Origin of the sequence: Roseovarius salis (genome assembly GCF_044472985.1) — a bacterium.
In the GTDB taxonomy this organism is placed as follows: Bacteria; Pseudomonadota; Alphaproteobacteria; order Rhodobacterales; family Rhodobacteraceae; genus Roseovarius; species Roseovarius salis.
The window spans coordinates 1-10806 of sequence record NZ_JBISDG010000065.1; the positions used below are offsets into that span (position 1 = coordinate 1).

The window sequence follows — 10806 nt, forward strand, 5'->3', positions numbered from 1 at the left end:
GCGAATGGTATCTGCAGCAGAACAAATGGCCGCCAACACCAGTTGGGCCGCCCTCGGCAAGGCCACTGAGCTTCGCAATGCGGCTGGTGGGGCATTCGGCCGGCGGGCACCTCGTGGCGCGCATGATGTGCCGGGACGTCCTGCCCGACACGGTGGCCGGGCGGCTGGCGCGCGTCGTATCGGTCTCGGGCGTGCACGAGCTCTTGCCGCTGGTGGCGACGGCGATGAACGACATCCTGAACCTCACGGCCGAGGAGGCCGCGGCCGAGAGCCCGGCCCGTTGCACGCCCTTGCAGGGCGTGCCCTTCACCGCCTGGGTCGGCGCGCAGGAGCGGCCCGAGTTCCTGCGCCAGGCCCGCCTGATCGAGGAGGCGTGGGCACGCGCGGGCGTGCAGGTGTCGGCCGTCTACGCGCCCGGTCACCATCATTTCAGCGTGATCGAGGGGCTGGCGCGCCCCGATGACCCGCTGACGCGCGAGGTGCTGCTGTGACCCTGCCCCGCAAGGACCTGTTCGAACTGCCCGAGGGCGTGATCTACCTCGACGGAAATTCGCTCGGACCGCTGCCGCGGGCGGCGCGTGCCCGGCTGGACGAGACGGTCCGCCGCGAATGGGGGCAGGAGCTTATCCGCGCGTGGAACAGTTGCGGCTGGATGGACCAGCCCGCGCGCGTGGGCGACCGGATCGCGCGGCTCATCGGGGCACCGGCGGGTTCGGTCACGGTGGGCGACACGTTGTCGGTCAAGGTCTTCCAGGCGGTCGCCGCCGCGCTGGCGCTGCGGCCGGGACGGCAGGTTATCCTGTCTGACAGCGGCAATTTCCCCACCGACCTCTACATGGCGCAGGGGCTCGCCGACCTCAAGGCGCAGGGGCATGCGTTGCGTATCGTCGCGCCGGAGGACGTGGCCGGCGCCATCGATGACGGTGTGGCGGCGGTGATGCTGACCGAGGTCGATTACCGTACCGGGCGGCGGCACGACATGGCCGCGATCACCCGCGCGGCGCATGATGCGGGGGCGGTCATGATCTGGGATCTCGCGCACAGCGCCGGCGCGCTGGAGGTGGACATCGCCGCCAGTGGGGCGGAGTTCGCCGTTGGCTGCACCTACAAGTACCTCAACGGCGGCCCCGGCGCCCCCGCCTTCATTCACGTCCGGCCCGACATCGCCGAGACGGTGCAGCCCGCGCTCGCCGGCTGGCTGGGTCACGACGCGCCCTTCGCCTTCGAGCCCGGCTACAGGCCCGCGCCGGGGGCCGCGCGGATGCGGATCGGCACCCCGCCCGTGCTGCAGATGGCCGCGCTGGAAGCCGCGCTGGACATCTGGGACACGGTCGAGATGGGCGAGATACGCGCCGCGTCGGTCGCGCTTTGCGAGCGGTTCATCGCCGGTGTCGAAGCGAGCTGCCCCGGGCTCAGCCTCGTCAGTCCCCGCGACCCGGCGCACCGCGGCAGCCAGGTGTCCTTCGCGTTCGAGCACGGCTACGCCGCGATTCAGGCCCTGATCGCGCGCGGCGTGATCGGTGATTTCCGCGCGCCCGATGTCATGCGCTTCGGCTTCGCGCCGCTCTACCTCGACGCGTGCGATGTCGACGCGGCCGTGGACATCCTCGCCGAGATCATGAGCACCCGCGGCTGGGACCGGCCGGAATTCCGCCGGGCACAGGCGGTGACGTGATGCGGCGGATCGGCCCCGGTCACGGCTGCAGACACCGCTTGCGGATCGCCTCCAGATAGACGCCATCGGCGGCATCGGCCACCGCCACGGCCCCCCGCCCACAGCCCGCCCGCGCAAGGTTTTCCATCAGGATATGCAGGCAGTCGAGCGATTGCCGGACCCGGTCGACCTCCTGCAACACCGCGGCAGGGGCGGCATCGGCCGGGCCCCGCGCCACCATGTCGCCGGCGGCCTCGTCTATGGACCGCGCCGCGACGGCCATCGCCCGAAGCTCGTCCGCGATATTGGCGAGGATGGTGTCGAGCACAAGGGTTCCCGCCATATCGTCACCGGCCGCCGTCAAAGGGGCCCCGCCACGCGTTCGATGCAGGCCTTGAGGTCCGCGCTGGAAAACGGTTTCTTGAGGTAGTTGTTCATGCCGAGCTGGTTGCCTTTCTCGATGATCTCGGGTGATGCGGTGCCGGTGATCAGTATGAACCCGATCTTCTGGGTGGTCTTGTACTGGCGCAGACCGGCAAGGAGCTGCAGGCCATTGGCCCCGGGCATGTTGTAGTCGGATATGACGAGGTGAACGGGCGTCGTGGCCAGTCGCTTGAACGCGGCCTCCCCGTCGGTGCAGTAGTCGATTTGCTTGATGCCAATCTCCTCCAGCGCCTGCACGATCAGTCCGCGGCTGACCGACATGTCATCGACGACCATTACACTCAGCCTGTCCTTGAGGCTCATTTCCTTTCTCCCTCTGGATCGGGTTCGACGCGGTCCCCTTCGCGCCGGTACTGCGTGACACCCACGGGGACGAACCGGCCGGCAGCGGGGCCAGCCACGCGTTCGGAATGCCCGACAAAAAGATGCCCCCGGGGCGCAAGCGCCTCGGAGAACCGCATCCAGAGCCGGGCCTGTGTGGCAACATCGAAGTATATTGCCACGTTGCGGCAGAAGATGACGTCGAAACGGCCGGTCATTGGCCATTCGCCCATCAGGTTCAGCTCCGCCAGCGTAACCAGCCGGCGCAGGTCCGGGCCGACACGGCAGAGGCCATCGCCCCCAGGATCCGCCGCGAAATACGCCTCGCGCAGCGCCGGCGGAATCTGCGCCCCGTTCAGGTCGTACACACCATCGCGCGCGTGGCGCAGGACGCCGGGATCAATGTCTGTCGCCAGGATGCGAATGTCGAGTTGCGGGGCCTCGGGGCAGGCCTTGAGCAGAGTGAGCGCGAGGCTGTAGGGTTCCTCGCCCGAAGAGCAGCCTGCCGACCACAGCCGCACACGTCCGCCCGCGCGCGCGCGCTCAATCAGCGGAGGGAAAACATCACCGGCAAGGGCTTCGAAATGGTGGGCCTCCCTGAAGAACCGGGTGACGTTGGTGGTCAGCAGCGCGCACATCCGGCGCCGTTCGGCCGCGCCCTCGCCGCCGTCCAGATGGCGGCAATAGGCCGCGAAATCGGGAAGCTGAAGCTCGCGCAGGCGCTTTGACAGGCGCGAGACGATCAGGCTGCGCTTGTTCTCGCCGAGGGAAATGCCGAATTCCTGCCGCACAATCTCGGCCAGCCGCCGGAACGAGCGGTCATCGAGGGCGGGCAGGCCGCCAGGGGCGGCGTCGGCCAGACCGTGACGCGACATCTCAGGCCGCCGATCTGTCGGACTCGGGCAGGACCGCGGCCAGATCCATCTTGCGGATCATCCGCTCCTCGATGATCAGGACACCCGAGATGAATTGGCGCACGGCATCGTCGATCATGTCCGGGACCGGCTGAATGTCGCCTTCGGCGACCGTCAGTATGTCCGAAACAACATCGGCCAGCAGCCCGACGGTCTGCTGTTCCAGCACGGCGATGATGATGACGTGGCGCTGGCCGGGTTCGGTCCTGCCCAGGCCAAGCCTCTCGGAAAGGTCGACGACCGGCACCACCGAGCCCCGGAGGTTGATCACGCCCTTGACGTAAGGCTGGGCGTGGGGGAGCGCGGTCGTCTCCGTCCAGCCGCGGATCTCGCGTACGGACGTCAGGTCAAAGCAGAAATCCTGATCGGACACCCGGAAGGCAACGACTTCCCGCGTCGTGGTGGTGGTATCGAAAAGCGCGTCTTGCATAATTACACCGCCAGTTGGATGGATGGCTCGTCGACGCCGGTCATGCCCGGGCCGCGCAGGATCGTGTCCGGGTCCATGATGAGCGCGATGCGCCCGTCGCCAAGGATGGTCGCCGCGGCGACACCGGGTACCTGCTGATAGTTGGTTTCGAGGCTCTTGATGACGACCTGCCGCTGGTCACGGATTCCGTCCACGGTCAGGGCGTAGCGCTGGCCGTTTTCCGGTTCGATCACCAGCAGAACGTGCCGTTCGGCGGCGGCGCCGGGCGCGCGGAAGCCGAAAAGCGCACCCAGATCGACGAGAGGCACCAGCCCGTCGCGGGTCTGCAGCACGCGCCCCCCGGCACCCAGTGTTTCTATGGCAGCGGCTTCCGGCTGCAGCGTTTCGCGGACCGCCGAGATCGGCACGACCATGGTCTGGCCGGCCACATCGACCAGCATGCCCTCCAGAACCGCGAGGGTGAGAGGCAGGCTTATCGAGAAGGTCGTGCCCTCTCCCGGATCGGATTGTATGGAAACGCGCCCCCCGAGCGCCTGGATCTCGCTGCGCACCACGTCGAGCCCGACGCCGCGCCCGGACAACTCCGAGACCGCCTCCTTTGAGGAAAACCCGGGCGCGAACAGCAGGTTGTCGATTTCTGCCGGGGCAAGCGCATCGTCATGGCCGATGATCCCGCGCCCGACTGCCAGCGCGCGGACCCTGTCACGATCTATGCCGCTGCCATCATCGGCCACATCGATCAGGACTCGTCCGGACCGGTGAGCGGCGGTCAGCATGACTGTCCCCTCCGGCGGCTTGCCCGCGGCAGCACGCGCATCGGCGGGTTCAAGCCCGTGGTCGACGGCGTTGCGGATCATGTGGGTCAACGGATCGATCAGGCGTTCGAGTACCGTCTTGTCGACCTCGGTATAGTCGCCGTCCGTCACGAGGCGCACGCGCTTGCCCGTGGCGGCGCCGGCCTCGCGCACCGTGCGCGCCATGCGCTGGAAAACCGGTTTGACCGGCTGCGCCCGGATCGCCATCACACCCTCCTGGATCTCGCCGGCGAGTTGCCTCAGACCGTCGAGCATCACGCCAACGTCACCGTCGGACGCGTCTGCAGCGGTCGTTACCGACTGCGAGAGCATCGCCTCCTTGATCACCAGTTCGCCGACAAGGTTGATCAACCTGTCTATCCGCTCGAGATCGACCCGGATGGTGCCACCGGGCCGGTTACGCGCGGGTTTTGCGCCTGGCTGGTCCCTTTCGCTTACCTGCGAGTCCGCGGCGTTTGCCCGCGCCCCGCCCATTGCGTCTTCATGATCCTCGCGCGCCGCCACCTCGGGGGCGCCGAGAAGATCCGCCAGATCGGGCACAGGCTGCTCCTCGCCGATGGCAGACGCGCTGTCGTCCGCGCCGGGCCGAGACGGAGGTGGCCCGTCGGGCTCCTTTCGTGCGATATCAAGTGCGCACTCGTCCTCGACGAACTCGAACACGTCGCGGATTTCCTCCTCAGTCGCGGAGGTGGCCAGCGTCAGGGTCCAGCGGATCGCGCAGCTTTCCGCATCCAGATCCGAAAGCGGCGGCACCGATGAAAGATCGGCTGTCACCTCGAGGGCGCCGAGCTTTTCCAGTGCTTGGAACAGAATGGCCGGTTCGTTTCCCGATGCGAACAGGCCGGGGTCAGCCGAGAAGCGGATGACATGCACGCTTTCTCCACAAGAGGAGCCGTCCGCCCCGGCGCCACCGAGCTCGAGCGCGAGCGGCTGGAAATCCGGCGGCGGTGCCGACGTGGACGGCGGCGCGCCGACGGACGCGCCAAGCCGCGCGAGAAGCGTCTCCCTGTCTCCGCCGTGACTGGTATCACCATCACGTGCGTCGGCGACGAGATCGCTCAACGCATCGCTGCACTGGCGGAAGAGCTCGATCAGCTCGGGGTCAGGATCGCACTGGCCGGACCGGACCCCGTCGAGCGCGGTCTCGAAATGGTGCGCGAAATCCACCAGCGCGTCGAAACCGAACGCTCCCGCCCCGCCCTTGATGGAGTGCACCGCGCGGAAGACGGCATTCATGCATTCGGAGTCCGACGGGTCAGACTCGAGGCGGTCGAAACCATCCTGCACGGATTCGAGCAGATCCTCGCACTCGGCAAAGAAACTGGCCCGCATTTCATCGCTTCCTGCCACGGTCATCGCGTTCCCTCCCGGCCCGTGACACGCTCGATCGCCCATAGAAGCTTGTCCTCGTCGAACGGCTTGACGATCCAGCCACTCGCACCGGCAGAGCGGGCGCGGGACCGCAGCTCACCGGCGCTCTCGGTCGTGAGAACGAGGATGGGCAAGGGCCGGTCGCGTTGGCGGGCGCGCGCCGCCTCGATAAAACCGAAGCCATCGAGCCGCGGCATGTTGATGTCAGTAATCACAACGTCGGGGTCGGACCGGTCGAGGCGTTGCAAGCCGTCCTCGCCATCCTCGGCCAGCTCAACCTCGAAACCGGCCGCGCCGAGGGTGGCCTTGAGCAGGTTCCGCATGGTGCGCGAGTCGTCTATGGCCAGTACGTGCAAGCTCATTGCGACACCTCCGAGCGACCACCGAATTCCGCGGGATCGATACCAAGGCGGCGGCAGGCATCTTGCAACGCGTTGCTGATCGGCACCACTTCGAAGGTGACACCATCCGCCAGCCACTGGCGCCGCCCGGCGACGAGCGCCTGAATGCCGAGGGTTCCGGTGGCCTCGACGGCAGCCGCGTCTATGATGAGGGGCTGCGCGCGACGCTCTGCCAAGGCCTCGGTGAAAACCGTCACCGAGGCGCCGTCGAAACGCGCCGGGAGCGAGATCCTGTTGGTCATTGTCATAGCCCTTGTCGATCGGAACTGAAGCATGGCTGTCCTGTGCTCTGCGCCGGCGAACGGGTCCGCCGAGGTTTCCCCTCTTGAATCACGGCGGAATGCAGCGACCTGCCGCATCAATCTGTCCGCCGCTTTCGCCGGTGCCGCGCAGGCCGGCGAACTCCGCGGGATGGATGAAACCGGTCAGATCGTCCCCGGAGAGCCATTCCGGCATCTCGACGATCTCGTCCGGCGCAAAGGCCGGCCGCACGAGCGCCCCCGCATACGGGGCACCGCGGAGCACCTTTGCGTCACGCTGCCGGACCTGCCCGATCACCGCCTCGATCCGCGAGGGACACCGGTACAGCATGTGCCAGCCCCGTTCGCGGGGACGCAGTGGCGGCGCGGTCAGGCGCCGCGGGCCGCCACGGGTCTCCGCCCCGGCCATCTGGGTACCGTCGTGGTCAGCCGTGTGGATAGCGGTCATGCGTCGCTCTGCCCTTGCTGGATCCCGGAACCTGCCGGTCATTCCACCGGTCGTTGCGCAACGGTAGAACCAAGAAGAGAACATCCGGTTAACGCGACAGGCCCACCGCGCCGAATTCCCCCGGCGGTTTTCCGGTCATGTTTGCCTGACGTTAATCCCCGGGCCCTAGACCCGTGTCTCGAAGCGCCCCGCCACACGGCAAGGCGCACGCCGATTCGAAAAGGCCTCCGCCCGTGCCACGCCCCGTGTCTCCGACGATCTCCGTTCTATTGCTCGATTCGCGCCCGGTGCGCGCACGGCGCCATCACGACTCCGTTGTGCAGACGCCGGGCGTGCATTCGGTCGGGCAAGTCCGCGACCTGATGCAGGCCTACCACCTGACCGAGCACGAACAGCCCGATCTCGTCGTCATGGCCGAGGAAGAGACCCGGCGGCCCAATTTCGCGATGTTCGCGGCGATGCTCTCTACACTGGAGATCACGTGCATCGTGATGCAGGCCGGGGTCAGCGCGACACCGCCCGCGGGATATCCCGTCGTCACCGACGCCGAGATCACCGCTGCGGGCGGGTTGGGCCCTTACCTGGCACGGCACCACGCGCGCGGGAGCGTCCCCGTGGATGCCCAGAGCACGCATGCCGCGCCGAGACGAGCTGCGCCAACAGGATGGAAGGTGATCGTGATGGGCGCCTCGACAGGCGGTGTCGATGCCTTGATCGAGATCCTCCGGCACTACCCGGAATTGGGGCCGCCAACGCTCATCGTCCAGCATATCGGCCCGCGTTTCCTGCCCGGGCTCGCCCAGAGGCTCGACCGTCACTGTGCGGCGGTCGTCCGCCCCGCCCGTTCCACGGACGCGATAGCCCCCGGACGGGTGCTGCTTGCCCCCGGCGACACGGCACACATGACCGTCATGCCGCGCGGCCGGCACTGCCGTCTCGTTCCGGGCCCGCCGGAATCGGGGCACCGCCCGTCGGTGGACGCGCTGTTCCGGTCGGCCGCGGTGCTGGGGACCGGCGCCGTCGGCGTGCTCTTGACGGGCATGGGCCGCGACGGGGCGGCCGGCCTGGCCGAGATACGACGCGCAGGGGGGATGACCTTCGCGCAGGACGCGTCAAGCGCGACGGTCTACGGAATGCCGCGTGCCGCGCAGGAAAACGGCGCCGTCGTCAGGCAGCTCCCGCTTGGCTCCATCGGGCCCGCGCTGCTCGCTGCCGCGGAGTCCGGGGAAAGGGCCCCCCATGACTGAGCGGGTCACACACGTAACGCAGGGCCATTTCCGCGTATCCGACCGACCCGGCGAGCTGCTGTGCACCGTCCTGGGATCGTGCATCGCGGCCTGTCTGCACGATCCCGTACGCCGCATCGGCGGCATGAACCATTTCCTGTTGCCCGGCGCCGACCCGTCCGATCTGGGCAATGTCAAGTACGGCAGCCATGCCATGGAACAGCTCATCAACGCGTTGCTGCGCGCCGGGGCGGACCGGGGCCGGCTGCAGGCGCGGATCTACGGCGGTGGCAACGTCGTTGCAGGGCTGGGGCGGATCGGGGGCGCCAATGCCGCCTTCGCCCGCGAATTCATGGCATACGAGGGGATTGCACTTGTCGCGGACGATACCGGAGGGGCCGTGGGCCGCCGTGTCCGGTTCGATCCCGCCGCGGGCACGGCACGCGTCTTTCGCATCGATCCCGCACAGGTGACCGAGCGGCCGGACATGACGCGGCCGGTCGCGGGGCCGCGTGCCGGCCGGGGCGTCGAACTCTTCTAGATGCGTTGGATTTTCACGAGCTCCCGGTCCGCGCACACGGTTTCTTAATTGCGCCAAGGATAGCCTGCGCGAGAAACTGATCGGAAGGAGCCGGGGTAATGATCCGACGCATCACACTGAACGCCAAGATCGTGCTGACGGTTTCCGTCACCGTCGCCGTATCCATGTGCGTACTGGCGGCCGTGCTTGCCTACAAGGAATGGAACAGCCTGCGCGACATAATGAAAGACCAGCAGGAAACGGGGATCAGCGTTCTCTCCTACACGCTCGCGACCAGTCTCAACGTCGAGGATTTCGAGCGGGTCACCGACCAAGCGGGTACCGTGACCGATGCGATCTGGTCCGACCCGCCGGACAGTTTCGGCTGGCACACCATCCCCGACGTTGTCAGCCAGCAGACCTTCGTCGATGTCTCGGTACTCAAGCTGGCCGGCAACGGTGGCGCCTTCCGCCGTATCACGACGTCGCTGACCGATGCCGCCGGCCAGCGGCTGGTGAACACACCCCTGCGCGGCGAGATCGCCGAGGCCCTCCGGCTGGGGCGCCACGTCTCCGCCGAGCACCGCGCGGGCGGGACAACGTACATGATGCACTGGATGCCGGTCCATGACGAGTTCGGTGCGGTGGTCGCCGCGCTGGAGGCCGCCGTGCCGAAATCGCGGGTCATCGCCCCGCTGCGCAGCCTGATCGTCATATGCCTCGTGGCCACGGCGTTGCTGGTCGGGGCCGCGATCGGGATCGTCGCCTTCATGACTCCGCGCCTGCTGCGGCCGGTCAACGAGATCAACGCCGCCATGCAGGAGATCGCCAAGGGCGACTACGCGGCCGAGGTTCCGCACGCGTCGCTGCCCGACGCCGCCGGCGAGATCGCCCGCAGCCTCGAGGGCTTCGCGTCCGATCTCGCGGAGGCGGAGCGACAGCGTGAGCAGGCGGCCCGCGCCGAGGAGGAGTCGCGCCGCCGCGCCGAGGCGGAAGCGGCCGAACAGGCGCGGGTGGTTTCGGAGATCGGGGCGGGACTGGAACGCCTGGCGCGCGGCGACCTCACGACCAGTATCGAAAGCCCCGCCGACGCGCCCTTTCCGGAGGCCTATGACGGGCTCCGGCAGAGCTACAACCTCGCCGTTGCGGAAATGGCCCGCACCCTCGGGGCGATCAACGAAACGGTCGGAAACCTCCAGGGCGGCGCCGGGGAGATCCAGCAGGCCTCGGATGATCTCGCCGGGCGCACCGAAACGCAGGCCGCAACGCTGGAAGAGTCGGCCGCGGCGATCAACCAGCTCACCGAAAGCGTCAGGAACACCAGTGCCAAGGCGACCGAGGCGGAGACGGCCGGCCGCAGCACGCAGGACGAGGCCGAGAGCGGCACGGAGGTTGTCCGCGAGGCCATCGAGGCGATGCGTCGCATCGAGGAGAGCAGCGGGAACGTGCGCCGCATCATCGAGGTGATCGACGACATCGCGTTCCAGACCAACCTGCTGGCGCTCAACGCCGGCGTCGAGGCGGCCCGCGCCGGCGAGGCCGGCAAGGGCTTCGCCGTGGTCGCGTCCGAGGTGCGCTCGCTGGCGCAGCGCGCCGCGGAGTCGGCCAAGGACATAAACTCGCTCATCACCGAAAGCGCCGAGCAGGTGGCAGCCGGCAGCACGCTGGTCGGCAACACCGGCGACAGGCTGGAAAAGATACTGGAGAACACCCGCAACCTGCAATCCGCCGTGTCCGAAATCGCCGCCGCCGCGCGCGAACAGGCCGTGGGCGTCGAGGAAATCAATACCGGTGTCACGCAGCTCGACACCGTGACGCAGCAGAACGCCGCGATGGCCGAGGAAGTCAGCGCCGCGGCGACCGGGTTGGCCGGAAAGGCGGGCGAACTCGCCGAGGGCGTGGCGCGTTTCCAGACAGCGCAGGGCGGCGCGGTCGTGCCCATGCGCGAAACCACGCGCCCGGGCATCGCGGCCGTGACGGGCGAACAGATCCGCAAGCCGGC

At 68.1% G+C, this 10806-nt stretch carries 12 protein-coding genes and 1 pseudogene; 5 read left to right on the forward strand and 8 right to left on the reverse strand.

Annotation, left to right across the window (positions count from 1 at the left end; translation table 11 throughout):
• Positions 1-491: pseudogene (locus ACH13J_RS17385) on the forward strand (alpha/beta hydrolase); the annotation flags it as partial.
• The gene (gene kynU, locus ACH13J_RS17390; RefSeq protein ID WP_397544617.1) at positions 488-1675 is read left to right on the forward strand and encodes a kynureninase; all 1188 of its coding nucleotides are present in this window, start codon (positions 488-490) and stop codon (positions 1673-1675) included. The pseudogene ACH13J_RS17385 and the gene kynU, both read left to right, overlap by 4 nt.
• A 19-nt stretch (positions 1676-1694) precedes the next feature.
• Here the strand turns inward: kynU and ACH13J_RS17395 are convergent, their stop codons facing one another.
• The 8 genes from ACH13J_RS17395 to ACH13J_RS17430 form a co-directional block, all read right to left on the reverse strand.
• Positions 1695-1997: a hypothetical protein gene (locus ACH13J_RS17395; RefSeq protein ID WP_397544618.1), complete on the reverse strand. Its 303-nt coding sequence runs from the start codon at positions 1995-1997 to the stop codon at positions 1695-1697.
• 17 nt (positions 1998-2014) lie between these two features.
• Positions 2015-2401 (reverse strand): response regulator, encoded by a 387-nt coding sequence (locus tag ACH13J_RS17400; protein ID WP_397544619.1) that lies wholly within the window; start codon positions 2399-2401, stop codon positions 2015-2017.
• Positions 2398-3294: a CheR family methyltransferase gene (locus ACH13J_RS17405; protein ID WP_397544620.1), complete on the reverse strand. Its 897-nt coding sequence runs from the start codon at positions 3292-3294 to the stop codon at positions 2398-2400. The genes ACH13J_RS17400 and ACH13J_RS17405 overlap by 4 nt, the downstream gene beginning before the upstream one ends.
• A gap of 1 nt (position 3295) precedes the next feature.
• On the reverse strand, positions 3296-3763 hold the full coding sequence (locus tag ACH13J_RS17410) for a chemotaxis protein CheW (protein WP_397544621.1): 468 nt from the start codon (positions 3761-3763) through the stop codon (positions 3296-3298).
• A gap of 2 nt (positions 3764-3765) precedes the next feature.
• Entirely contained in the window at positions 3766-5934 is a 2169-nt protein-coding gene (locus tag ACH13J_RS17415; protein ID WP_397544622.1) for a chemotaxis protein CheW, read from the reverse strand.
• Complete coding sequence (locus ACH13J_RS17420) at positions 5931-6311, reverse strand: response regulator (protein ID WP_397544623.1); 381 nt, start codon at positions 6309-6311, stop codon at positions 5931-5933. The genes ACH13J_RS17415 and ACH13J_RS17420 overlap by 4 nt, the downstream gene beginning before the upstream one ends.
• Positions 6308-6592 (reverse strand): STAS domain-containing protein, encoded by a 285-nt coding sequence (locus ACH13J_RS17425; protein ID WP_397544624.1) that lies wholly within the window; start codon positions 6590-6592, stop codon positions 6308-6310. The genes ACH13J_RS17420 and ACH13J_RS17425 overlap by 4 nt, the downstream gene beginning before the upstream one ends.
• Before the next feature lie 88 nt (positions 6593-6680).
• On the reverse strand, positions 6681-7058 hold the full coding sequence (locus ACH13J_RS17430; RefSeq protein WP_397544625.1) for a hypothetical protein: 378 nt from the start codon (positions 7056-7058) through the stop codon (positions 6681-6683).
• 233 nt (positions 7059-7291) lie between these two features.
• Between ACH13J_RS17430 and ACH13J_RS17435 the strand changes: the two genes are divergently transcribed.
• From ACH13J_RS17435 to ACH13J_RS17445, 3 genes are all read left to right on the forward strand, one after another.
• Positions 7292-8305 (forward strand): chemotaxis protein CheB, encoded by a 1014-nt coding sequence (locus ACH13J_RS17435; protein ID WP_397544626.1) that lies wholly within the window; start codon positions 7292-7294, stop codon positions 8303-8305.
• Positions 8298-8825 carry a chemotaxis protein CheD gene (locus ACH13J_RS17440; protein ID WP_397544627.1) on the forward strand — a complete coding sequence of 176 codons (528 nt, stop codon included), beginning with the start codon at positions 8298-8300 and terminating at the stop codon, positions 8823-8825. The genes ACH13J_RS17435 and ACH13J_RS17440 overlap by 8 nt, the downstream gene beginning before the upstream one ends.
• Before the next feature lie 98 nt (positions 8826-8923).
• On the forward strand, positions 8924-10806 hold a 1883-nt coding region (locus tag ACH13J_RS17445), incomplete at its 3' end, for a methyl-accepting chemotaxis protein (RefSeq protein WP_397544628.1).